A 24,171-nucleotide genomic window follows, 5' to 3' on the forward strand; every position below is an offset into this window, starting at 1 on the left:
CGCTTCAGTGATTAGGCAGGCGCGCGGCGAATCCTCATCAGGGCCAGAGGCGGCAACGCCGCCTCGTCAACAGGCCGGATATATGGCAGCAACCTGTCCCTCATCAGACTCTGGAGCCTTGCAAACGGGGAGGAGACCATATATGGATTCCGTGGCTCATAATAAAGCCCGCCCCGGACAACCGGCGCGGGCTTTTCATTGGTGCCGCTTGGACGCTTACTGCTTGATCGGCACCAGCTTGAGCTCGGCGCGGCGATTCTGGGCGCGACCGGACTCCGACTCGTTGCTGGCGATCGGCTGGCGTTCGCCATAGCCGACAGCCTGTGTACGCGCCGGCGCGATGCCCTGATTGAGCAGGAAGTCCCGAACCGAGCCGGCCCGCTTCTCACTCAGCAGTTGATTGTACGAGGCGCTGCCGGTGCTGTCGGTGTGACCGGAGATGCGAATCGCCGTCTCGTCGAATTCCTTCAATACCTTGGACACCGAAACCAGCACATCCGTGAATGAGGACTGAATCGATGCCTGATCCGTCTGGAAGGTGATGTTCCCGGGCATGATCAGGCGAATCTGGTCACCGTCGCGCTTCACCTGGACGCCGGAATCCTTGAGCTGTTTGCGCAGCTTCGCTTCCTGGCGGTCCATGTAGTAACCGATACCGCCGCCAGCGGCTGCACCCGCCGTCGCCCCGATCAGGGCACCCTTGCCACGGTCACTGTCGCTTGATGTGGCCGCGCCAACCGCCGCACCACCAATGGCGCCAACAACGGCACCCGTTGTTGATTTGGACACCTCTTCCTCGCCGGTGTACGGATCATACGTCATACACCCACCGAGGGTGAGGCTGGTCATCGCCACTACCAATGCCATTTTCTTCACGAGACTTCTCCTTCGGTCCTGTCCATCTGGTCTGACGGCTCGGAAACGCTTTCGGAGGTTCCCGCATCACCACGCCCGGCGTCATCCAGAAAGGTCCTGATCATCACATTGAACACCGTTGCCTGCAAATCCGGCGCTTCGTTCGCCAGGTGATGGCGACCGTCCGGTAATCGTCTGACGACAACCGGCTCGAATTTGTTCCGGATGATGCGCAGGTTGTGGTGCCAGTCGACGGTCAGGTCCTTTTCCCCCTGAATCACGGTGACTGGAAACGGGACCGGTCGTGCCGACTCGATATGCGGCACCCACCGTCGCAGGGCGGTCACCCAGTCCACGTGAACGGCCCGCGCCTGGAGGGGATCATGATCCCGGAGAAATCGCAGGAACCGCGAGTCGTTGCTGTTCTCGGCAAATACCCGACGCCATCGACTCAGGAAAGGCTTCACCACAGTATGCAGCGCTTTGGCACCAATCCACCCCATCGGGCGCACGAGCGGCGCCAGCAGAACCACACGGCGGAAACAGTGACTGTCGTAAGGAACATGGGCCAGAAGGTAGTCGATCAGGATGCCGCCCCCGGTACTCTGCCCCACCGCGTACCAGGGGGCAGGAAGCATCCGGACGCGGACCAGCACATCCGCCAGCACCGCCTGATACTCGGTGAAGCTGGTGATCGCCGCCGGTGTGCCGCTGGACAGACCATGACCGGGCTGGTCGTAGGCGAGCACATCAAACCCGGCTTCCAGACACCGGTCAATGAGCTGACTGTACAGGCCGATGTGGTCGAAATACCCATGGAAGACGAACACGGTGCCGCGTGGCGATGGCTGGTGGAAGTAGTGCACCGCAACTGAGTGGCCCGCCGCTGGCATGGTCCCCAAGTGATAATCGACCTGGGGATGCTCGACCCATAGATCCAGTCCGTAGTAACGGCAGTAGGCGGCCGCCTCCCCCGTCAGGGCAGTCGGTTCACCGGGCTGGAAGGGGGTCAGGTCCGCGATGACCGAGTCGCGTTCCCAGTCCGGGCTTTCTGGGTGGTCCGTTTTCCAGTACACGCGGGGAATTCCTGCTCTTGATCATGGGAAAGGATAAACCGATGCCCCAATCTACCATAGTCACCCCAACATCATGAGGCCCGGACGCGTCGACGGCCCCACTGCTGCAGCCAGAGCCCGGTGACGATCAGCACCAGTCCGGTATACGTGGAGTGGTAGATCGTCTCGCCCAGAATGAAATGGATGAACACCAGCGACAGGAAGGGTGAGATAAAGATCAGGTTGCTGATCTGAGAGGTATTGGTCGCCAGTTTCATGGCCATCAGCCAGAACACGAAGGCCAGCCCCATCTCGAACGCACCGACGTAGAGCGCCGCCCCCAGCGCCACACCATCGGCGGCAGGGAAGCCGTCCTGCCAGAGGCACAATACGGTGATGACAGGAAGACCGAACAGGAAATTGAGGAACAGACCCACAACAGGCTCACGACGGTCCCGTGTGCTGATAATCCAGTAGGCGGCCCAGACCAGAGTGCTCAGCAGAGCCAGCCCCACTCCCACCGGGTCAGAAAACGTCAGCGACAGCACCTCGCCGCGCGTGGCAATGACCACCACACCGGCGTAGCAGACCAGTCCGGCAAGGATGTCCCACCGGCTGAGCCGCTGCCCGAGGAAAGGCACGGCCAGGTACGCCAGCGTCAGCGCCCAGGTGTAGTTCAGCGGCTGCGCTTCCTGTGCCGGGAGACGGTCAAAGGCGCCAAACAGCGTCACGTAGTAGAGCGCGGGGTTGATCAGCCCCAGCCCGACCGACAGCGCGTAATCCCGAGGGCTCAGCCGGAACAGCATTCGGAGACGCCCCTGGACGAGCAACACGCCGCCGATCACAACAACCGACATGGCGCACGCAACCATCAGCAGTTGCAGCGGCGTCCACTCCCTCAGCGACAGCTTGAACGCGGTGGCCACCGTCGACCACAGCAGCACGGTGCCGATACCAAACGCCAGCGCGCGGGACTGATTTTTCGCCATGTGTGATCCAGATTAAACGATGGTCATTGAATGCCCTGAGAGGACAATGGCACGGTGTCAGCCAGTTGAGCCATTCTCAATCCGTAGAAGTCACGCCAATCCAGTTGGCCTCTGACGTGTCGCACACTCACTGGAGGCACACTTCATGAAAACCATTCTGACCACGACGGCCCTTTCTCTGGCACTACTGACGGGCGCACCAGCCATGGCACAGGACAGCAACAGCGGCCAGGCCTCAACGCAGCAGCAACAGCAGAAGGCCAGCTACAACGAGGCCGATCTGCAGAAGTTCGTTGAAGCGCAAAGCGGCATCAAGGAGGTTCGCAACGAATACATGCCGAAGATCAAGAATGCCGAGAAGAAGGACAAGCAGCGTGAGCTGCAGATGTCCGCCAATGACGAGATGGTGTCAGTCATCAAGAAGACCGGTCTCGACATCAAGACCTACAACGCCATCGCAACCGCGTATCAAAGCAACGCGGACCTGCGTGAGAAAATCAATGGCATGATGTAAACCGCTTGGTTGATTGCCAGCCGGGGGCGAATTCAGACGCCTCGAACAGGAGCCCCGGCCGGCGCGCCGGGGCTTTCTTGTCCAACACGTTCCAACCCTCCCCTCACGGCTGAGGACGGCCTCCCTGCCCATCCGTGGCCGACCGGACAAAGCAGTTCAGCCATAGTGTGTTATCTTTCCGATGCGGGACCGAAGAACAACGGAGAGACGAAACATGCCACACATCATTCGCTGGCTTGGAAGCCTTACCATCATGCTGACGCTGGCCCTGGCCGGCTGTTCCGAGTCCGGTCGCTCGTCCGGCTCGGGTGGCAGTGGATCGGGCGATGAACCCTCAGACGCCCAGCCCTCCTCCAACACATCCAGCACGTCCTCACAGAGCGCGGACCGCACCAGCGACCCCATCATCTGGCGCTTTGCCCTGGAAGAGGTCGAGGGCAGTGTCCAGGATGCCTACGCTCAGGAATTCAAGACACGGCTTCAGGACGCTTCTGACGGCCAGCTGAAACTTGAGATCTATCCGTATGGTTCGCTGGGGACATCGTCACAGCTGACCGAACTGATCCAACAGGGTGCCATCGAACTGGCATTTGCGTCGCCGGGTCACCTGGCCTCGGTGATTCCGGAAGTGGGCCTGTTTACACTGCATTTCGTGCTGTCCGACGACAACGACATCAACAAAGAGGTGCTGTCCAGCGACAAAGTCAAAGACATCCTTCAGCCACAGTACGAAAAGCAGAACATGGAACTGCTGACCATTGTCCCGGAAGGCTGGATGGTTTGGACGGCCGACAAGCCACTGCGCACGCCGGGCGACTTCAGCGATTTCAAGATGCGCACGATGACCTCCCCGATCCTCACCCAGTCCTACAAGGCCTATGGTGCCAACCCGACGCCAATGCCCTACTCCGAGGTCTACAGCGGCCTGCAACTGGAACAGATTGACGGGCAGGTCAACCCGATCTTCGCGATCGAGGAGATGAGCTTCTACGAAGTTCAGGACTATATGATCATGGCCAACCACGCACAGTTCATTTCCACCCTGGTTACCAATGACAAGTGGTACGAAAACCTGCCGGAGCAGCAGCGGACCTGGCTCGATGACACGCGTGACGGGATGGTTGACTATATCTACAGGAAACAGGCCGAATTTAACGAGAAGCGGCTGCAGACTATCAAGGACGCCGGTGGCACCGAAGTAATCACTCTGACCAACGACGAGCGCGAAGCGTTCCGTCAGGCCAGCATGGGTGTTCGCCAGACCTACGTTGAGCAGGCAGGCGAGACCGGTCAGAAACTGCTGGACACGGTCACGTCGATGGTTGAAGAACTGGAAAGCCAGTAGGGCGCTGGCTGGCCTGTTATCGGCCAGGGCCCGACGAGAGACTGGAGAAAGCACGCGGGCACGACACTTGTCGTGCCTTTTTTTGTTCTCAGGATATGTTGCATTTCGTTCACCACTCCCTATCATTGTAAATGATAATAACTTTTATTACGTATCGGTTTTGCATCTCACAATCAGGGAGCCATTATGCCAAACACACTCACCACCCCTCTGGCGGCAGCGTTGGCCGCCTCGACGCTGCTGCTAAGCGGCTGCGGATCACTCTCCTTCAGCGACAGCAAGGAGCCGGCCACCAAAGCATCCGTGGCCAGCCACTACGCCGATATCGCCCACGCCAACTACCAGGATGCATTGAACACCGCCCGCGCCCTGGATCAGAGCGTGGATACGTTCCTTGAAAGCCCGACCCCGGCCAATATGAAGGCCGCCCGGGAGGCCTGGCGGACCGCCCGGATCCCTTACCAGCAGAGCGAGGTGTTCCGGTTCGGTAATGGCATCGTTGACGACTGGGAAGGCCAGCTGAATGCCTGGCCCCTGGATGAGGGCCTGATCGACTATGTGAACCGCGACAACTATCAGCATGAGCTGGGCAACGCCGGAGCCACAGCCAACATCATCTCAGCAGAGTCAATCACCGTCGGTGGTCAGACCGTTGATGTGTCCCGGATCACGCCCGAACTGCTCGCCGACCTCAACGAAATCGGGGGCTCCGAGGCGAACGTGGCAACCGGATACCACGCCGCGGAATTCCTGCTGTGGGGTCAGGACCTGAACGGCTTCGGTGCCGGAAACGGTAACCGACCGGCAACGGACTATGCTCGCGGCAGCGATTGCACACACGGTCATTGCGAACGCCGCGCTGCCTACCTGGACGCGGTCACAGACCTGCTCATCAATGATCTGGAATGGATGGTCGCGCAGTGGGCGCCGGGTCAGACCGACAACTACCGGACCCGGCTGCTGGCCATGGAACCAGACGCCGTTATCCAGAAGATGCTGTTTGGCATGGGGTCCCTGTCGCTGGGCGAGCTGGCGGGTGAGCGCATGAAAGTCGCGCTCGAAGCCAACTCCTATGAGGATGAGCATGACTGCTTCAGCGACAACACCCATAACTCCCACTACTACAATGGGCTTGGCATCCGGAACATCTACACCGGCACCTACGAGCGGGTGGATGGCAGCGAGCTGACCGGACCGTCACTGGCCGATTTGGTGAAGCAACAGGATCCACAGCTCCACAAGACCCTAATCGGTCGTCTGAATCAGTCCATGGCGGAGCTCGGCGACCTGAAACAGCGGGCGGAAGCCAGCAGCAAGCCCATGCCCTTCGACATGATGATCGCGCCGACCAATCAGGAAGGCAGCCGCATCATCACTGACGCCATCGAAGCGCTGGTTGTTCAGACGGCATCCATCGAGAAGGCCGCCTCGACGCTGGGTCTCGCCTCGCTTCAGCCAGATACGGCCGGGCATACTTTCTGACCGACCCCATCCATCGAGCCGGGAGCGCGACTCCCGGCTCGCCATCATTCACCAATCCCTGTCAACGAATGATCCCATCATCGAAGAACCGGCACATTGCCATCGCCCTGCTTGCCATCCTGGGGGCGTCAACCCCGCCGGTCATCGCGTACGAGCGCCAGACTACCCCAGCCACCGGCGGTGAGACGACGGTCCGGCAGTTCGATACCAACGCCTTTTCACTGCCCAATGCCAATTTGCCGATCATGAAACGGCTGGACTTCAGTGTGGGCAACAGTTTTTTCCGAAACCCCTGGGTAGAGGCACCAGCCAGCACCAAGGCGCGGGACGGGCTCGGACCACTGTTCAACACCAACAGCTGCCAGGGGTGCCACATCAAGGATGGCCGCGGCCATGCGCCGGTCTCCGGCAACGATGCGGTATCGCTGTTCCTTCGCCTGTCCGTCCCGGCAGACCCTGAGCAGCACGCGGACCTGCTCAGGACCCGAGGCTTCCGGCCAGCACCGGTTTATGGGAGTCAGCTCCAGACCGCCGCCATCCCGGGACAGAAACCGGAGGCCGACCTCGTCATTGACTGGCAACCGGTCACCCAGACACTGGCAGACGGAACGACCGTCAAACTCCGTAAACCACGTTACCGCATCAAGCAGCCAAACTACGGCCCGCTTCCTGACAACCTTCTGGTGTCCCCGCGGGTCGCGCCGCCCATGACCGGCATGGGACTGCTCCAGGCCATTCCCGACGACGCCATCACCGCGCTGGCCGATCCCGACGACCAGGACGGCGACGGCATTTCCGGCCGCCCCAACCGGGTCTGGGACCGTGTTAACGGCGCCAGGGCACTGGGGCGCTTCGGCTGGAAAGCTGCCGAACCCAATGTCCGTCAGCAATCGGCCGGCGCATTTGCCGGCGATATGGGACTGACCTCCAGCTTCCATACCCAAACGGATTGCACGCCGGCCCAGGATTGTGACCGCTTCGCTCATGGGGGCCAGCCCGAGGTGAGCGAAAAAGTTCTCCGATTCATCACGTTCTACGCCACCAGCCTGGCCGTACCGGCCCGGCGGGACATGGATCGCCCGGCCGTCGAGAGGGGAGCGACCCTCTTCAACCAGATCGGCTGTGCCGCGTGCCATCAACCTAGGCATGTCACCGGCAGCGTTACGGAGCGACCGGACCTCAGCAAACAGACCATCTGGCCCTATACCGACCTGTTACTGCACGACATGGGCCCGGAACTGGCGGACAATCGCCCGGTATTTGAAGCCAATGGGCGGGAATGGCGTACGCCGCCGCTTTGGGGCATCGGGCTCGCCAAAACCGTCAACCCGCGTGCCGGTTTCCTGCACGATGGGCGGGCACGAACACTCGAGGAAGCGATTCTGTGGCACGGTGGCGAAGCCCGACGCGCCCGCGAACGTTATCGGAAACTGGAGCAGAATCAGCGACAAGCGCTGATCCGTTTTCTGAAGTCATTATAGGGAGTGAACCGATGCCACGGTCCAGAGGCCTTGTCACCGCGCTCATGGCATTCACACTGATGCTGTCATTACCCGCGCTCGCCCAGAATGATGCCGGGCAGACCGCCCGAACACAGTGGCACGACTCAATCGGGTCGGGCTATCAGAGGCTTGCGGACCACTCTGCCGTACTGTCTTCGACCCTGTCCCGACTGTGCCCGATGCCGAACAGGCAAGAAGATGGCGTGGCGCGGATGAAAATGGCCTGGCGTGATGCGTTCCTCGCCTGGCAGCAAGTGCGGTTCGTCGACTTCGGTCCCATTGAGCAGAACAGCCGGGCCTGGCAGATCCAGTTCTGGCCGGACCGCAAGAACCTCGTTGGACGCAAGGTCGATGCCTGGCTCGAGCAGGCGGACAAGGTTTCAGCGTCAGCGATTGCGGACGCCGGAGTGGCGATCCAGGGCCTGCCGGCGATCGAATACCTGCTGTTCGACAAGCGCTTCAGGACCGGCAACGCCACTGGCTGGACCCAGCGGTGCGCTCTGCTCACCGCCATCGGGGCCCACCTCGAGAAGGTCACCCGGCGACTGGCAGAGGACTGGCAGGCGTATGGGAACTTTTACCGCTCTCGTGACGACTTTACCGCCACGACGGTGGAGGCGGCCATGAACGCCGTCGAACACCTGCGGTCACGTCGGTTAGGCGCAGCGATGGGCCTCAGGGGAAATACCAGTACCAACGCCTATCTGGGGGACGCCTGGCGCAGCGGGGAATCATTGGCTGCCCAGCAGGCTTCCGTTGCCGGGCTCTCAAATCATTTCCTGCCGGGACTCAAGCCATTGCTGACGGCACCGGATCAGAAGGCGCTGTTCGACGATTTGACGCATCAGGCCAACGAAACCCTCTCCGAATACCAGTCACTCGGTCGACCCCTCAAAGCCCTGCTGGACACAGAAGCGGGCTATCGCCAACTGCAGGGCGTCTATATTGAAGTCAGCCAGCTGGAGCCACTGTTCATCGGCCAACTGGCCTCGACACTGGATATCCGCCGTGGTTTCAACAGCAGTGATGGAGACTGATCCGGATGCACCGTCGTGACTTTCTGCTGAGCGGCATCGCCGGACTGGCTGCACTCTCCGGTCTGCCGGGGTGCGCCGGAAGGGGCGCAGGAGACATCGGCGGACTCAATCGGGCCTGGCTGTTCAGCGCAGCCGACACCCCCCGTGGCGACCACCTGATTGTCGGGGGCAATCGACAGGGCGATGTCCTGTTCCGGACAACGGTGCCAGAGCGCTGCCATGGCGGCTGTCATCACCCCTCTGGCCATCACGCCATTCTGTTCGCCCGCCGCCCCGGACGACACTTCTACGTACTGGACACCCGCAGCGGCGAGCTGACACACCATATCGCTGCCGGTGAGGCATACCACTTCTATGGCCACGGCGTGTTCAGCCCTGACGGTACGCGCCTGTACACCACCATGAACCATTACCCAAGCGGAAAGGGGATCGTCCGGGTATTCAATGCCGCCAATGGGTACACCATCGCCGGGGATATCGAACTGGACGGTGTCGGCCCCCACGAACTACGCCTGCATCCGGATGGCAACACGCTGGTCGTCGCCCTGGGTGGTATCCGGACTCATCCGGATTACGGCCGTGCGAAACTCAACCTCGATACCATGGCGCCCGCGCTGCTGCTGGTGGACCGCCACTCCGGGGCCGTGCAGCACCGAATCAGCCCATCTCATCACCAACTGAGCTGCCGCCACCTGGACATTGGGCCGGAGGGCATCGTCGTGGCTGGGTTTCAGTTTCAGGGGCCGGAGTGGGAGCCCATCCCATTGATTGCCACGCTCGACACACGGACGCTCCAATACCGTGAGATCCAATTGCCGGACAAGGCGGCGCTTGCTCTTCGTCAGTACACGGCCAGTGTGGCCTGCCATGAAGGCAGCCCACTCGCGGCGATCACGGCACCACGTGGCGATCAGGTGCTGATCATTGACCGCTTGCACAGCATGCATCTAGGGACACACCCGCTTACCGATGTCTCTGGTGCGGCCCCCCACCCCAGCGGTTTTGTCCTGACGGGCGGTGACGGCAGCGTCTGGGATCTGCCGGCCTCCGGAACGTCGCCTGTGCGCCTGAATCATCACGCCATCCGCTGGGATAACCACCTCACCGTCTGATCCGGCACGTCGTTCTGCTATGCTCGGTCCGTTTGGAAACCGCGCATCCCGCTGAACAGGAGCCCCTGACTTGCCGAATCGTGACCGCGATCTGACCGAGGAACTCTATTCACTTGTCGCCAACGAGGAGGATGCCCGGGTCTGCACCGACATCCCGGACGACGCCTGTGAAGAGGTCCCGCGTAACTTTTTCCTGATCCTGTTCAGCAACGTGCTGACCAAGCTGGGCGATCTGCTGGTCAACCCCAAGACGGTGCTGGCCTGGCTGATGGGGGCGCTGGGGGCAGCACCTCTGGTTGCCTGGCTGGTTCCGATTCGCGAATCCGGTTCGCTGATTCCCCAGATGGTGATTGGGGCATGGGTTCGCCGCAAGCCCGTCCGAAAGGGCTTCTGGGCGCTCGGCAGTTTTGGGCAGGCGATCAGTGTCGCAGGCATGGCTGCCAGCGTGTGGTTTCTTGAGGGAATGTCGGCTGGGTATGGCGTTATCGCCGCCTTGATCCTTTTTTCTCTCGCCCGCGGCTTCTGTTCCGTGTCCATGAAGGATGTGCAGGGCAAGTGCATCCCCAGGAGTCGGCGGGGCCGACTGTCGGGGCTGGCCACAACGCTGGGCGGCAGCGCAACGGTGGTCCTGACGGTCCTGCTGTTCTGGGACCGGGGCGATCCCGGTGTGGCGTTCTATGCCGCGCTGCTGCTGCTCGCAGCCGCGTTCTGGGTCATTGCCGGAGGACTGTTCCTGACTGTGGAAGAATACGCCGGCGAAACCAAAGGCGGCGGAAATGCCCTGCGGGATGCCCTCCGGAACCTGTCACTGCTGCGCGATGACCCGCCGTTTCGCCACTTTGTGATAGCCCGCACCCTGCTTCTGTGTTCGGCACTGGCATCGCCGTACTTCGTCCTTCTTGCCCAGAATCATAGCACCAATGGCTGGATGCTCGGCGGGTTCCTGCTGGTAAGCAGTCTTGCCAGTTCGGTCAGCGCCAGTGTCTGGGGCTGGATGGCGGACCGCTCAAGCCGTCAGGTCATGATCCGGGGCGCCACGCTCGCCAGCGCCGTCTGCCTGCTGGTTGGTGCACTGGCCGCAGCTGGCACCGGCAGCATCTGGCTCTACCTGGTAGGGTTCTTCCTGCTGGGGATTGCCCATGCCGGCGTTCGTTTGGGTCGCAAGACCTATCTTGTCGACATGGCGGGCGGTAATAAGCGCACCGATTACACGTCAGTCAGCAACACGGTCATTGGTTTTATGCTGCTCATGACAGGTGGCCTATCCAGCCTAGCGGCACTTGCCTCCGTGCCGGTCGTTGTGCTGATTCTCGGGGGCATGGGAGCCCTTGGGGCTGTCAGTGCCGCTCGATTGCAAGACGTTTCTCCACAGGAATCGTGACCGGGACGTCCAACGCGACGTGCGAGCCTCAGAAGCTCCGCTTTGCACCACTCAGGCGCCCTGACGCCCCATCGACATTCAGACGATGGGGCCAGAACGACGCCCGCCTCTAACCGAGGCACCTGTCCTTTTGAGCCAAATGAACGGAACAACCGTCGTTCGCCACCAAACTACGGGTTTTCCGAATTGCCTGAACGGGTCGCTCGTCCTGAAAATAACGGCTTTAAATGGCTTGGCGTGCAACGCAAAGGATGACACTTTGAATCACCCTCAACGCGGTTTTGAGCCCTTTACTGATCATCAATCAGGCGAGCGTTTGACGACAACGACAGGACCACTCGTCCGATCGAGTGACGTCAACCAGCTGCGATCCAGGCGCTTTATGAAAACCCACTCTGGCTGGTGGGTCAAAACCCGCGAATCGCAGGATCTGGGGCCTTATCCGACCGGCAGCGATGCCCGAGAAGCGTTGCACAAACACATCCAAACGCATCAGGATCAGACAGAACGCACTTTCTCAATCGAGTTAAGCCACGGGATGGCTGTCCACGATGTGTCGACCTGTTCGAAACAAACGTGTGCATTGTGCCATGAGGCCCTGTCGCTGGTTGCGGGGGCAACCGATGATAATTCCCAGCGCTAGGAGTCTGGTTCATTCCCTGACCGACTGAGCGCCTGAACCAGACGGGACACTAACGATAACCAGGGTCAGCGTCCAAACGGCGCCTTGCCATCGTTCAGCGCCAGCGCCCCCTTCACGATGCGGTAGATCACCCAGATGCTGATCGCCAGCAGTATGAACCAGCCGACGATCAGCACTGTCGTCAGCACACCGATCACCCCCCACAACAGGCCAATCCAGAAGGTGCGGATCTGCCAGCGGAAGTGCGGCTCCAGCCAGGTGCCCTGCAGGTCGTCCAGCTTGACGTAGTTGACGATCACACCCACCAGCCCGGTCAACCCACTGGTGAAGAATGACAGCGCCTGAAGAATGTAGACCAATACAGCCAGGTTCCGTCCGGAATCACCACGTCGAACAATTGGGTCGTCATCCGGCGCAGGGCGAAACTCCGCATCGCTCATCGGGACCTCCTTGAATGGGCACTGCGGACAGGGTATCCAAGATCACCCAGAGCCGCCAGCCATCAACGCCCCTGAAAGCGCGCCTCACGGCGCTCGAGGAATGACTGGATTCCTTCTTTGACGTCGTCGCTCGCCATGACCGGTCGCAGGTCCGGGAACAGGCGCTGTTTCGCGACCCGCTCCCCTTCCAAGACCGCCCGGCGCGACGATTTAAGGCTGCCCTGAACGCCCAGCGGCGCGGCCTTTGCGACGCTTCGGGCGATGCTCATGGCCGTCTCCAGAACCTGATCGTGCGGCACAAGCGACTGTATCAGCCCCCAGTGATGGGCCTGTTCTGCCGTCCATTCCTCGCCAGTCAGCAAATACCGCTGGGCATTGCCCCAGCCAATCTCCCGGGGGAGACGGATGGTGGCACCGCCGCAGGCGAAAATCCCGCGCTTCACCTCAAGCTGGGCAAAGCGCGTCCCCTCAGCCGCCACCCGGACATCCGTGTTGAGCATCATCTCGACGCCACAGGTAAAGCAGATGCCTTTGGCCGCGAAAATCACGGGCTTGGAGAGCGGTTCATCCACGATCCCGAGCGGGTCCCGTTCACCCTCGTTCAACGGCAGCCCGTCGCCCGTGGCAAACACATCGGCCCAGTCGTCCAGTTGCAGTCCGGAAGTGAAATGGTCGCCTTCGGCATGCAGCACCGCAACACGCAGGTCCGGGTCGCGCTCCAGTTGCCCATAGGCGGCGGCGATCTCGTGATACATCGCCCGGTTCATGGCATTCATCTTCTCCGGTCGGTTCAGACCGATGGTCAGAATGCCGTCTTCGTGCTTCTCGACGGTCACCAGTGACATCGTTGATCCTCTTTTTCTTGCCAACCTAAGCAATGACAGGGCCTCAGGCACCTGCCCAGACGCCTAGAACCAGTCCGGCTCCATGTTGAGACACGTATCATCACGCCGCTCAAGCAGCATCAGATCCTGCGCCACCGTCGGCAGCTCCCAGTGGAAGAAGTACTGGGCCGCCTGCATCTTGCCCTCGTAGAAGGCCCGATCACTGGCCGTCAATTCAGCACCGTGATTGCCGAGGTACTGAGCGGCGGCGTTCGCCTGCCTGAGCCAGATCCACGCCACCGTGATGTGCCCAAGCAGGGTCAGGTAGCAGTGAGCGTTGGCCAGCACCGGCTCCGGCCCCTCGTTCATCAACGCGCCCCCGAGTTCCTGCGTCACCTTCACGGCCCGCTGAAGGGTTTCACTCAGTGACAGGGCCCATTGCTGGCGGCGCCCTTCGGTGGCCGCTTCCAGGTCGGTCTGGATCTCCTTAATCAACAGCTGTAGCCCTTCGCTCTTGTTCTGCCAGATCTTCCGGCCCAGCAGATCCATGGCCTGGATGCCGTTCGTGCCCTCGTGGATCGGGTTCAGACGGTTGTCCCGCCAGCACTGCTCCACCGGGTACTCGCGGGTATAGCCCGCGCCACCGTAGACCTGAATGGCGAGATCGTTGGCTTTGGTTCCGTACTCCGACGGCCACGCCTTGATGACCGGCGTGAGCAGATCCAGCAAGGTGCCGGCCGCCGCACGTTTCTCGGGGTCCGGATGGGTCTGCTGGTCATCCATCAGCCGGGCGCCGTAGAGGCAAAGCCCAAGAGCGCCTTCGCAATAGGCTTTCTGAGCCAGCAGCATGCGACGGACATCGGCATGCTCAATGATGGGGATCTGGGGAGACTCGGGATCTTTGTCGGATACCTGGCGCCCCTGGGTCCGGTCCCGCGCGTACGCCAGGCTGTGCATATAGCCCCGGTAGCCGATCACCGCCGCACCAAAACCGACACCCACCCGGGCCTCATTCATCATCTGGAACATGTATTTCAGGCCCTGATTGGGCTCGCCCACCAGGTAGCCGTGGCAAGGCGCGTCGTCGCCAAAACTCAGTGCCGTCGAGGTGGTGCCACGATACCCCAGCTTGTGGATCAGCCCTGCCAGCGAGACCCCGTTGCGCTCGCCCGGCTGCCCGGAATCGTCCAGCCGGTACTTGGGCACGATGAACAGCGAGATACCCTTGACGCCCGCCGGCGCTCCACGAACCCGGGCCAGCACCATGTGCACAATATTATCGGTGATCGACTGTTCGCCGCCGGAAATGTAAATCTTGGCACCCTTGATCAGGTAGTGCCCCTCATCCGTGGGTGCGGCCGACGTGCGGATGTCCGCCAGAGAGGAGCCTGCGTGGGGCTCGGTCAGTGCCATGGTGCCGGAGAAACGCCCTTCCAGCATCGGGCGCAGGAACGCGTCCCTCTGTTCGTCATTACCGAATACACGAATCAGGTTGGCCGCCGCCGTGGTCAGGAACGGGTATCCGGCCGTACCGGGATTCGCGGCCGTAAAGAAGCCATTGCAAGCGGCCATAATGGACTCGGGCAACTGCATCCCGCCCAATGACTCATCGTATCGACCGGCAATGAAGCCGGCCTGGGCGTAGGCGTCAAAGCCTTCTTTGACCTCGGGCAGCATGGTGACTTTGCCATTCTCAAAACGCGGCTCGTCCCTGTCCGCGTCCCGGTTATGGTTGGCGAAGGTTTCCCGGGCCATGCGATCCGCCGTCTCGATGACGGCGTCGAATGTCTCACGGTTGTGATCCGCGAACCGGTCCCGTTCAAGCAGCGATTGGGTATCGAGAACATCGTAAAGCTGGAACGCCAGATCACGGCGGTCGATCAGTGTGTCGGTCATGATGTGCCTCCTCATCTGACGGCAGACTGTCACACCCGCGGCCTGCATAAAACCGTCATTCCTGACATAATCATGGCCGTTACCGACACATGGGTGAGTGGCATGATCCAGGTCGCAATCATCGGCTTCTCCGGAGCACTGGCAAGCGCCATGACGGGCATGATGGACCTGTTCCGGCTCGCCGGCGTCACCTGGGCACGCATTCAGGACGAAGAGCCAGACCCGCAATTCCATGTACGGCTGCTGACCCGCGATGGTCGTCCATGCCGCTGCATCAACGGCATCACCCTGGACGCGCACGGTCGTTGGCAGGATGCGGACCAGGCCGATCTGGTCATCGTGCCGACCATTGGTGGCCCGATGGAGCACGTTCTCTCTGAACATTCCGATCTTCTCCCCCATCTGGCCCAACAGGTGGACCGGGGCGCTGCTCTGGCCAGCAACTGCACAGGCGCCTTTCTGCTGGCCGAGGCCGGCGTGCTCGACGGTCGCACCGCCACCACGCACTGGGGGTTTGCCGATCACTTCCGCGCGCGTTACCCACAAGTCGACTGCCATCCCGAGCGGCTGATCACGGTTGACGGCCCGGTGGCGTGTGCCGGCGGCGGCATGGCCTGGTGGGATCTGGGCGTCTACCTCGTGGCCTACTACGCCGGTGACCGAATCGCCCGGGAACTGTCCCGGTCCTTTGTGATTGATGCGGGCCGCCAGAGTCAGGCGCCCTACGCCACCCTCCAGAACCGTCGCTATCATCAGGATCCGGTCATCGACAAACTGCAATCCTGGCTCGAAGAGCAGTTCCATCGACCGCTGGATACCGCTGATCTGTGCGAGGTCACGGGGCTGGGCGAACGCTCTCTGCTGCGCCGTTTCCAGCGCGCCACCGGCGACACCCCACGTCATTACATCCAGCTGCTGCGTGTCGAAGCGGCTCGGCGGTCCCTGGAGTCCACCAACACCCCACTGGCGCGAATCACTCAGGCGGTCGGCTACGACGATGTCAGCTCCTTCAGCCGTCTGTTCCGCAAGCATACGGGGCTGTCCCCAGGGCAGTACCGGGCGCGGTTTGGACGTTAGGTTCATTCCCTGACTGGCCCCCTGATAGGGCGCGGCTCTGGCGCGCAATCTCAGCGACTCAACCGGACAGAAGGCCAGGGAACGATTCATTAAGGACGTGCTGATCAATTCCTTCAGGAAGTGGCGGCGTTGACTACAGTGAAAGGACCACTGCCGGAAATGACGGAGATCGAACCCCATGAGACGCCGGTCAGTTTCCCTTGGCATCCTGATCGCTTCCGCCATCACACTGGCGATGCTTGTTCTGGCAAGCGTGCTGGTGTTCCAGGGGTATCGTGGCATGTCCTCCGGGCTCGTCTCGGCCGCCTCGCAATCGACTCGCCAGCTCTCCACCACCCTCAATGACCGCCTGAAGGCCGCCACCGGGCCCACACGCTCTGCCCTGCGCATTCTCGCCCATGACCCGCTGACCCGCGCCAGCAGCCTGCCGGAACGTCAGGCACGGCTGCCGGTCCTGGCAGAGACCCTGCGGACCAACGAGCTGGTCACTGCCGCCTACGTTGGCTACCCCAATGGCGACTTCTTCCTGCTTCGCGAGGCCTCCAGTGCGACACTGCAGGAACGGTTCAATGCACCACCGAATGCCCGATTCCTACTCCAGACGATCACACAGAATGGCGAAACGGTCGGCGAGTGGCATTTCTTCAACGCGAATCTGGAACGACTGACGAGACAAGCCAAGCCGGACTACCGGTTCGACCCGCGAACAAGGGGCTGGTTCTCCCAGGCCACCGTCAGCGAAGACACGATACTGGCTGGCCCCTACGTGTTCTTCACAACCCGGGACATCGGCATCACCCTGGCCCGCCAGTCCGCCACCAACCGTGCGGTCGTCGGGCTCGATGTGACCCTGTCGGACCTCAGCCAGCAACTGACGGGACTGAAGCTCACTCCCGGGACGCAGATGGCTGTTGTTGACGGTACCCGTACGGTGATTGCCCATCCCGAGTTGCATCGGTTAATGGCGGCGAACGACAACGACGGGCTCGCACGACTGCCCGACCTCACCTCCCCGGCTCTGGCGGGCATCCCCGAGCAGACCCTTCGCACCAGCCAGCCCCAGCCCTTCCGGGCCGACGGCCAGGACTGGTTCGGCATGATTGTCCCCCTGAGCGATCTGGGAACGGACAAGCTGAGCCTTCGTCTGGCCATCCCATCCCAGGAGCTGCTCGCCGGTGCCTGGCAGGTTGTGCGCGGCCAGGCACTGATCGCCGCTGCCATCCTGATCCTTCTGCTCCTGCTGGGCTGGTTTCTGGGGCGTCGGATTGGTCAGCCGCTCAAGCATCTGGCGGGGCAAGTGGACGAGCTGGCGCACTTCCGGTTTGACAAAGGGATCGACACGAGCTCGCGCATCCGCGAGGCCGGCGAGCTGGCTCGTGCGCTGAGCAGCATGGCCAATACCATCCGCGGCTTCCAGCGACTTGCACTGACGCTCAACCGGGAACAGCGGCTGGACGTCATGCTTCAGGGCGTTCTGGAACAGTTGATTCGGGTACTGGGGCGCCATAGTGGCGCGATTTACCTCCTTGATCGGAAGACCCATGTTCTGAACCGGGCCGCGGAATGCCAAGCCGGACATCACCCGGAGCAACTCGACCCAGTCGATACCACAACCGATGACGAGACGCTGGTGGACCGGCTTCGCTCGGAGCTTGGTGAGCAATCGGTCTTCTCCATTCTCCGGGATCGCGAGAACCATTTGCTGGGCGCTCTGGTCATCGACCTGACCCCGGACGATGAGACCCTCGACCGGGATCTGATCACTTTTGTCTCGGAAGTGGCCGGCTCTGCCGCCGTCGCCATCGAGACCCGCCAGCTCATCCAGTCCCAGCGCGATCTTCTCGATGGTGTGATTCACCTGGTGGCGGACGCCATCGACGCCAAATCGCCCTACACCAGCGGCCACTGTGAACGGGTGCCGCAACTGGCGGAAATGATCATCGACTCCGCCAGGCATCAGACTGGCGGCGATTTCGCCGACTTCCACATGAACGACAGCGAAGCCTACGAGTTCCACATCGCTGCTTGGCTGCACGACTGTGGCAAGATCACCAGCCCGGAATACGTCGTGGACAAGGCCACCAAGCTGGAAACCATCCACGACCGTATCCACGAAATCCGGACCCGCTTTGAAGTCCTCCACCGCGACAGCCACATCCGCTACCTACAGGCCCGCCTCAAGGGAGAGCCCGAAGCGGCGGCGCGTGAGATCCGGGACCGGGAACAGGCTGCCCTGCAACGGGATTTCCGGGTCATCGCCGAAACCAATCTTGGCGGCGAAGCACTCGATGACGAGACCATCGCCACCATCCACCGCATCGGAGACCGCACGTGGCTGCGGCATTTCAGCGACCGCATCGGCCTGTCACAGGAAGAGGAACGGCGCCTGCCCGACACGCCCGAACCACATGGCCCGGTCGTCGAGCGTCTGCTGGACGACAAACCGCAGCACCTCGTGCCGTGGGGAGACCGCGTCCCACCGGTGCGCCCCGATGATCCCCATAACCGCTGGGGGTTCGACATGGCACTGCCGCCGTACTCCTATCACTTCGGCGAACGCTACAATCTGACCATTCCGCGCGGCACACTGACTCCGGAAGAGCGCTTTCACATCAACGACCACATCGTCCAGACCATCCGCCTGCTGGATAATCTGCCGTTACCCGAGCACCTCTCCCGCGTCCCACGCCTGGCGGGCACCCACCATGAACGAATGGATGGCGAAGGCTACCCGTACCGACTGCACGGCAGCGCCATGACCATTCCTGAAAAAGCCATGGCGGTGGCGGACGTCTTCGAGGCGCTGACCGCCGTCGATCGCCCCTACAAGCGTGGCAAGACGCTCTCAGAGGCGCTCAGCATCATGGCGAAGATGGTGTGGGAGGGGCATCTGGACGGGACCGTATTCCGGTTGTTCCTGGAGGGCGGGATCTACCGTCAGTATGGCGAACGCTTCCTGCATGCGGATCAGCAGGATGACGTGAACCACGACGATCTGCTCTCACGAGCCGGTTTCAGTGATCAGGCGCCAACCAGATAGCGGACGGACGCGGCCGTCACCAACCCGGCGGTAATGGCGGGCATGGGGCGCCCAACCAGCAGCATCACGGCCGTCGTCGCCCCCAGCGCTGCGCGGGCACCGGCATCGCCACTGACGGCCATGGGCACCACGACTGCAATCAGAACCGAACTGGCCATGGCGTTGATGAACCGTTCCACACCGGGTCGGATGCGCACAAACGACATGGCGAACACCCCGCCCAGGCGCGTGGCCAGTGTCACCAGAGCCATCAGAATGATGATCGCGATCACGGCGAAAGGCGTGGTTTCAACCGCCATGGCGGCGCTCCTTCCAGCAGTAGCCAAGCACCCCGCCGGCTAGCGCACCAACAATCACATGGGTATGCGGCGGCAACCACCAGTAAGCAGCAACGGCACTCAGGCCCGCCACCGTCCAGATCAACAGCACGCGGGGAGAGCGTTTGCCGCCCAGCACCATGGAGAGCAGAAAACACCCCAGCACCATGTCGAGTCCGTACTGCTCGGGGTTGGCCACCAGCCCCCCAAACGTCACGCCAAACACCGTACCCGCCACCCAGGCCAGCCACAGCACCAGGCCGCCACCGAGGATGACTGACAGGTTCTGCCGTCCATTCTGATAATCCTGACTCGCCACCGCCCAGTTGGCATCGGTCAGCAGGAAGAGGATGCCGTAGCGACGCCCGGCCGGCAGCTCACGAAGCATCGGGTACAGGGCCGCACCCATGAGGATGTGCCGGGCGTTGATGGCGAACACCACCGCCACCAACGGCAGCAGGGAGACGTGCTGGCCCCAGAGTTCCAGTGTGGCGAACTGCGAGGCACCGGCGAACACCGTCACGCTCATCAGAATGGCCTGCCAATCGGTCAGCCCCGCCTGAACCGACGCCAGACCAAACGCAATACCGAACACGATCACGAACAGCGCAATCGGCAGCAGGCGCAGGAACTCGCGACCCACGTCAGTCGGGTTGAGGAGTTGAGAGGCGGATGCAGGTAACATCAAAGCAACCTAACGAGTTCGCCCTGCGCACCCCATCCGTAAAAACCGAAGGGTCGGCTTGCGCACCAGTGCTATGCCGGTGTCGTCAACGGTCCCGCCGCCAGACTCTCCATCTCGTCGTAATGGCGGACGATCACCTGCGGATCAGGCAGTTCGGACGGACTCAGCAGGCGCACTTCCGTGACCATCGCCCGGGCAACCGTCGAGGCGGGAATCCCGCGATAGCGTTTCAATGGGCCGGGAAGCAGCGCGTTGAGCGTCGGCATGACGGTTCCCATGGCCGACTCACCCGTCCGCTGCTCCTGTCGCTCCCCCAGAAGCAACCCGGGATGATAAATGGACAGGCGCGGGTAGCCGAGGTCGGCCAGCGCCTCCTCCAGTTGCCCCTTCACCCGGCTGTAAAATACCGGCGACTGGGCCGAGGCGCCCACAGCGGACATCAGCAAAAAGGCGCGGGCGCCATTTTCAAGCCCCAGACGCGCCGCCTCCAGCGGCACGTCGTAATCCACCCGCCGGAAGGCCGCTTTCGATCCGGCACGGGCCATCGTCGTTCCCAGGCAGCAGACGATGGCATCGACGGCGAACAAATCCGCCTCCGGGGCCAGATGGTCGAAGTCGACGGTCCGCTGGACCAGTTTTGAATGCGTCCGTAGCGGACGCCGAACCGGTGCGACCACGGTTTCGACCTCCGGTGCCTCAAGCAGACCAGCCAATACCTGCCGGCCGGTAAGTCCTGTCGCGCCCAATACCATCGCCTTCATCTGATTGCGTCTCCGGTTGGTCTTCTTATCGCAATTGACTGTCCTTGCTGCCCCGACGATTGTAGCCGCTCGCCGGGCCATCGAGACGATCCCGCTCAGCCTGACACTGCACGCATAACCGTACGCCGGGGAGCGCGATACGGCGCGCCTCGGGAATCGGCTCGTCGCAGTCTTCGCAGTGCGTCAGGCTTTCGCCTTCCGGCAGGCGGGCGCGGGCCCGCTGCAGTTCATCATCCACGGTGCTGTCGATCTGCTCCTGAACCGCACCGTCTTTCGCCCAGCCACCAGCCACGGTAACCTCCTGTGACATCATTTTCCGAAATCAGCCACCGGAACCCAGCGTTATGGCGACCGTCTACCTTGCCGGCCCGGAAGTCTTCTTCGACACGGCCACCCGTGAGTCCATTACACAGCAGAAAAAAGCGCTACTCAATCGGTTCGGACTGGAAGGCCTTGCCCCGACGGACAACGATCCTGAACTGAGCGGCACCGACGGCGAGCAGGCCGCCACGATCTATCAATCGAACCGGGCGCTGATGGGCCGGTGCGATGCCATCATTGCGAACCTGACCCCTTTCCGCGGACCCAGCGCGGATGCCGGCACCATCTTCGAAGTCGGCTATATGATCGCTCGAGGCCGGGCGGCTGCGGGATTCACGGTGTGCTCGACGCCCTACCATGATCGTGTGCGCCGCGGGGAAACGACGGATGACAACGGTGCCGCCATCGAGCCCTTCGGTCTGGGCGACAACCTCATGATCGACTGCGGGCTCATCGCACGCGGCGGCGACCTGTTCCGGGGATCCCGCCCCTACGAGCCCGGCGGTTTCCGCCCCTCTGAATCGTTCGACCGCGATGCGTTCGGACAGGCCGTAGAGTCCATCAGGGCGCAGCTGTCCCGCCAGACGCACGAACGCCTCACCGGTAGAGCAACTCCTGGTCATCCGGCTGATACTTGAAACGTTTGTAACCCCACTGATAGTGCACGGGGCAGGCACGGACACAATCCTCAATGGCCTGATTCAGTGCGGCGGCTGAGCGCTCCGGCGACGGGTCCCGCATGGCCTCAGGCCCGGGCTTCATGCACACGCCGTAGCGGCCATCCTCAAGACGCCATGCGTAGCACATCAACAGGCTGGCCGAGCCGTGACGCGCCAGCTCACCCGTGAGCTTTCCCGTCAAGGCGGTGTGACCGAAAAACGGTGCAAACACCCCACTACGACGGCTCGGCTGCTGGTCCGGCAGTACCGCCACGGTCTCCCCCTCATCCAGCAGGCGGAATAGCGCGTTCACGCCATCGCGGTCGGCGGGCACCAGCCCGACATCGACCCGTTTGCGGGTTTTGTAGATGAACCGATCCAGTGCCGGAATTTTCGCCGGTTTGTACATGGCGGTGGCCTGCAGGTGCCAGGCAATGAAATGGTTCAGAATTTCCCAGTTACCCAGGTGCGGCGCCAGCAGAATAATGCCCTTGCCCTGTGCCTTGGCCGCCTGAAGGTGCTCCAGACCATCCACGCGCTGGATCAGACGATCCACCCGTTTTCGGGAGCCGCACCAGATCATGCCCATCTCCGCGCAGGTTTTTCCAAAGTCAATGAGACTCTGTCGGGTCAGGGCTTCCCTGTCCGCCTCGGACCATTCCGGGAAGCAGATGGCAATGTTTTTCCGGGAAATTCGGGTTTTGCGGACGTTCAGCCGCCAGATCAGCCAGCCCAGCCCCGCGCCGATCCCGCGGGCGACAGGCAGAGGCAGAAAGGAGAACAGATGAATCAGGCCCAGGGCCAGATAGGCCATCGCATTCTTGAACCACATAAGAGACGTTCCGGACGACATGAGCAGATGACAAAACCAAACACGCCACGATACAACAAAACGCCCGGTTCGACCCGACAAAAAAAACCGGGCCCCGAAGGCCCGGCTCTGATCGCATCCGAGTCGGATCAGTAGTGACTGTCTCCGTCGGTGGCTTCTTCCATTTCGTCGCCGGCTTCCTCGGCGGCTTCTTCCACTTCCTCAGCGGCCTCTTCGGCCGATTCCTTCATCTGGCCCATGGTGTCTTCCTGAGTGCCCGTCACGTCTTCGGCCGTCTCTTCCATGCTGTCGCCGGCATCCTCAACCATTTCCTCGGCATTATCCGCCGCCTCATCCATATCGACGCCTTCGTTGCTGTCACTGCAACCGGCCAGGCCGAGCATGGCGACAAGCGATAATCCGGCAATCCATTCACGTGTCATAACGACTCCTTCGCGTTGGTCTGATGTAAAGCGGCTTTGTAGTCTACACAGCGGCCCCGTCCCTGCCATTACCGGGAGATGACCATTGCGTCACCCGGGGACGTTTCGGATCGCTTTCTGGCCATCCGTTGCGGGGGGTTTTTACCGATCGTAAACCGAAAAGGCGGCGCACAGGTGCTACGATGAACCGTGATGCGACAGACTCTTTCACCCCGATTGCGACACGGCGCTGCGCTGGTCCTGATGATCCTGGCAGTATCGGCCCCAGTCCGGAGTGCGACAGACACACTCCGGGTCGGGCTGGAGCCGTTTCCGCCACTGATTACGGAGGAGGCGTCCGGATACAGCGTGGAATGGCTGCGCGCGGTCGCCAGAGAAGCGGGCATGACGCTTCGCCTGAACATCATGCCTTACAGTCGGGCGAAGATCTCCCTGATGGCCGACCAAGTGGATCTGATCGGCCACACCCCATACGGCCTGGAGAGTGATCGTTTCTACCAATTTGCTCAGGAGCTCAGCCATCGCGTCACCACCCGGCTGGAAGCCTTCAGTCTGTCCCGGGATCACCTGGCGCTGAAAGAGGCGACCAACACCTTCGTTGGCACTCCGTTCGGAAACACGGGGTTCATCGCCGAGCTCACCGGGCTGGATCAGGACCGGTTTGTGGAGGGCACACTGGAGAATGTGGTGAACATGCTACTCGCCAGTCGGGTGGATACGGTCGTTTTTGAGCGGGTTTCGGTCATGACACGGCTTCGCAAGGAAGCGGAGCAGCCGGTCTATTACCGCCGAATCGAACAGGTGGACGCGGGATTCGCCATTAGGGCCAGTGACACCGCCTTGCACCAGCGGCTTGAAAGCGCCATCGACGCCGTCAACGCCGACGCCATCTACCGACCGTATGCCGATCTGCGCGATGTTCCCTCCGAGGGCGTGATCCGACCGGATGCAGAATAACCCTTCGCATCCGGTCAGCGGCCGA

The 24,171-nt window shown here is 61.8% G+C and carries 24 protein-coding genes; 12 read left to right on the top strand and 12 right to left on the bottom strand.

From position 1 onward, the window contains the following. Positions 1–216: 216 nt before the first annotated feature. The 3 genes from C8D92_RS14055 to C8D92_RS14065 form a co-directional block, all read right to left on the bottom strand. Positions 217–876: a YiaD family glycine zipper/OmpA-like lipoprotein gene (locus tag C8D92_RS14055; protein WP_409456174.1), complete on the bottom strand. Its 660-nt coding sequence runs from the start codon at positions 874–876 to the stop codon at positions 217–219. Beyond that, positions 873–1,931 (bottom strand): alpha/beta hydrolase, encoded by a 1,059-nt coding sequence (locus C8D92_RS14060; protein WP_116919732.1) that lies wholly within the window; start codon positions 1,929–1,931, stop codon positions 873–875. The genes C8D92_RS14055 and C8D92_RS14060 overlap by 4 nt, the downstream gene beginning before the upstream one ends. A gap of 71 nt (positions 1,932–2,002) precedes the next feature. Next, positions 2,003–2,899 carry a DMT family transporter gene (locus C8D92_RS14065; protein WP_116919733.1) on the bottom strand — a complete coding sequence of 299 codons (897 nt, stop codon included), beginning with the start codon at positions 2,897–2,899 and terminating at the stop codon, positions 2,003–2,005. 145 nt (positions 2,900–3,044) lie between these two features. Between C8D92_RS14065 and C8D92_RS14070 the strand changes: the two genes are divergently transcribed. The 8 genes from C8D92_RS14070 (at position 3,045) to C8D92_RS16040 (ending at position 11,915) form a co-directional block, all read left to right on the top strand. Next, positions 3,045–3,413, top strand: coding sequence for a DUF4168 domain-containing protein (locus C8D92_RS14070; RefSeq protein WP_116919734.1), 369 nt, complete (start codon positions 3,045–3,047; stop codon positions 3,411–3,413). Positions 3,414–3,627: 214 nt separating this feature from the next. Next, positions 3,628–4,758 carry a TRAP transporter substrate-binding protein gene (locus C8D92_RS14075; RefSeq protein WP_095611038.1) on the top strand — a complete coding sequence of 377 codons (1,131 nt, stop codon included), beginning with the start codon at positions 3,628–3,630 and terminating at the stop codon, positions 4,756–4,758. Positions 4,759–4,944: 186 nt separating this feature from the next. Beyond that, positions 4,945–6,240 carry an imelysin family protein gene (locus C8D92_RS14080; RefSeq protein WP_116919735.1) on the top strand — a complete coding sequence of 432 codons (1,296 nt, stop codon included), beginning with the start codon at positions 4,945–4,947 and terminating at the stop codon, positions 6,238–6,240. A gap of 68 nt (positions 6,241–6,308) precedes the next feature. Further along, positions 6,309–7,721: a di-heme oxidoreductase family protein gene (locus C8D92_RS14085; RefSeq protein WP_116919736.1), complete on the top strand. Its 1,413-nt coding sequence runs from the start codon at positions 6,309–6,311 to the stop codon at positions 7,719–7,721. Positions 7,722–7,732: 11 nt separating this feature from the next. Further along, the gene (locus C8D92_RS14090) at positions 7,733–8,779 is read left to right on the top strand and encodes an imelysin family protein (RefSeq protein ID WP_116919737.1); all 1,047 of its coding nucleotides are present in this window, start codon (positions 7,733–7,735) and stop codon (positions 8,777–8,779) included. A gap of 5 nt (positions 8,780–8,784) precedes the next feature. Continuing rightward, the gene (locus tag C8D92_RS14095; RefSeq protein WP_116919738.1) at positions 8,785–9,891 is read left to right on the top strand and encodes a DUF1513 domain-containing protein; all 1,107 of its coding nucleotides are present in this window, start codon (positions 8,785–8,787) and stop codon (positions 9,889–9,891) included. A 70-nt stretch (positions 9,892–9,961) separates the two neighbouring features. Continuing rightward, on the top strand, positions 9,962–11,272 hold the full coding sequence (locus C8D92_RS14100) for an MFS transporter (RefSeq protein ID WP_116919739.1): 1,311 nt from the start codon (positions 9,962–9,964) through the stop codon (positions 11,270–11,272). Positions 11,273–11,411: 139 nt separating this feature from the next. After that, a complete protein-coding gene (locus C8D92_RS16040; RefSeq protein ID WP_423837082.1) occupies positions 11,412–11,915 on the top strand; it encodes a DUF6316 family protein in 504 nt (167 codons plus the stop codon). 65 nt (positions 11,916–11,980) lie between these two features. Here C8D92_RS16040 and C8D92_RS14105 read toward each other — a convergent pair whose 3' ends face one another. From C8D92_RS14105 to C8D92_RS14115, 3 genes are all read right to left on the bottom strand, one after another. Next, positions 11,981–12,355, bottom strand: a complete 375-nt coding sequence (locus tag C8D92_RS14105) for a DUF4870 family protein (RefSeq protein WP_095611680.1) — start codon at positions 12,353–12,355, stop codon at positions 11,981–11,983. A gap of 62 nt (positions 12,356–12,417) precedes the next feature. Beyond that, the gene (locus C8D92_RS14110) at positions 12,418–13,200 is read right to left on the bottom strand and encodes a crotonase/enoyl-CoA hydratase family protein (RefSeq protein ID WP_116919740.1); all 783 of its coding nucleotides are present in this window, start codon (positions 13,198–13,200) and stop codon (positions 12,418–12,420) included. Positions 13,201–13,263: 63 nt separating this feature from the next. Continuing rightward, positions 13,264–15,075 (bottom strand): acyl-CoA dehydrogenase, encoded by a 1,812-nt coding sequence (locus C8D92_RS14115; protein ID WP_116919741.1) that lies wholly within the window; start codon positions 15,073–15,075, stop codon positions 13,264–13,266. A gap of 72 nt (positions 15,076–15,147) precedes the next feature. Here C8D92_RS14115 and C8D92_RS14120 point away from each other — a divergent pair, with 72 nt between their 5' ends. Both C8D92_RS14120 and C8D92_RS14125 read left to right on the top strand, forming a co-directional pair. After that, positions 15,148–16,152 (top strand): GlxA family transcriptional regulator, encoded by a 1,005-nt coding sequence (locus tag C8D92_RS14120; protein WP_243402458.1) that lies wholly within the window; start codon positions 15,148–15,150, stop codon positions 16,150–16,152. A gap of 178 nt (positions 16,153–16,330) precedes the next feature. After that, positions 16,331–19,192, top strand: a complete 2,862-nt coding sequence (locus tag C8D92_RS14125; RefSeq protein ID WP_243402459.1) for an HD domain-containing phosphohydrolase — start codon at positions 16,331–16,333, stop codon at positions 19,190–19,192. Here C8D92_RS14125 and C8D92_RS14130 read toward each other — a convergent pair. The 4 genes from C8D92_RS14130 to C8D92_RS14145 all read right to left on the bottom strand — a co-directional run bounded on the left by C8D92_RS14130 (position 19,174) and on the right by C8D92_RS14145 (position 21,247). Continuing rightward, positions 19,174–19,491, bottom strand: a complete 318-nt coding sequence (locus C8D92_RS14130; protein WP_095611676.1) for an AzlD family protein — start codon at positions 19,489–19,491, stop codon at positions 19,174–19,176. The two genes, C8D92_RS14125 and C8D92_RS14130, sit on opposite strands and share 19 nt — an antisense overlap. Then, a complete protein-coding gene (locus C8D92_RS14135; protein WP_116919742.1) occupies positions 19,481–20,194 on the bottom strand; it encodes an AzlC family ABC transporter permease in 714 nt (237 codons plus the stop codon). Before C8D92_RS14135 ends, C8D92_RS14130 begins: the two co-directional genes overlap by 11 nt. 71 nt (positions 20,195–20,265) lie before the next feature. Continuing rightward, complete coding sequence (locus tag C8D92_RS14140) at positions 20,266–20,955, bottom strand: Rossmann-fold NAD(P)-binding domain-containing protein (protein ID WP_207775188.1); 690 nt, start codon at positions 20,953–20,955, stop codon at positions 20,266–20,268. 25 nt (positions 20,956–20,980) lie between these two features. Further along, the gene (locus C8D92_RS14145; protein ID WP_095611684.1) at positions 20,981–21,247 is read right to left on the bottom strand and encodes a DksA/TraR family C4-type zinc finger protein; all 267 of its coding nucleotides are present in this window, start codon (positions 21,245–21,247) and stop codon (positions 20,981–20,983) included. Between the two features lie 52 nt (positions 21,248–21,299). Here C8D92_RS14145 and C8D92_RS14150 point away from each other — a divergent pair, with 52 nt between their 5' ends. Then, the gene (locus tag C8D92_RS14150) at positions 21,300–21,914 is read left to right on the top strand and encodes a nucleoside 2-deoxyribosyltransferase (RefSeq protein ID WP_116919743.1); all 615 of its coding nucleotides are present in this window, start codon (positions 21,300–21,302) and stop codon (positions 21,912–21,914) included. Here C8D92_RS14150 and C8D92_RS14155 read toward each other — a convergent pair. Continuing rightward, positions 21,874–22,767 (bottom strand): lysophospholipid acyltransferase family protein, encoded by an 894-nt coding sequence (locus tag C8D92_RS14155; RefSeq protein WP_165819285.1) that lies wholly within the window; start codon positions 22,765–22,767, stop codon positions 21,874–21,876. The genes C8D92_RS14150 and C8D92_RS14155 overlap by 41 nt on opposite strands. Before the next feature lie 128 nt (positions 22,768–22,895). Next, a complete protein-coding gene (locus C8D92_RS14160) occupies positions 22,896–23,189 on the bottom strand; it encodes a hypothetical protein (protein ID WP_095611672.1) in 294 nt (97 codons plus the stop codon). 192 nt (positions 23,190–23,381) lie between these two features. Here C8D92_RS14160 and C8D92_RS14165 point away from each other — a divergent pair, with 192 nt between their 5' ends. After that, positions 23,382–24,146 (top strand): substrate-binding periplasmic protein, encoded by a 765-nt coding sequence (locus C8D92_RS14165; protein ID WP_116919745.1) that lies wholly within the window; start codon positions 23,382–23,384, stop codon positions 24,144–24,146. Positions 24,147–24,171 lie beyond the last annotated feature (25 nt).

It is taken from the genome of Tamilnaduibacter salinus (assembly GCF_003096655.1).
In the GTDB taxonomy this organism is placed as follows: Bacteria; Pseudomonadota; Gammaproteobacteria; order Pseudomonadales; family Oleiphilaceae; genus Tamilnaduibacter; species Tamilnaduibacter salinus.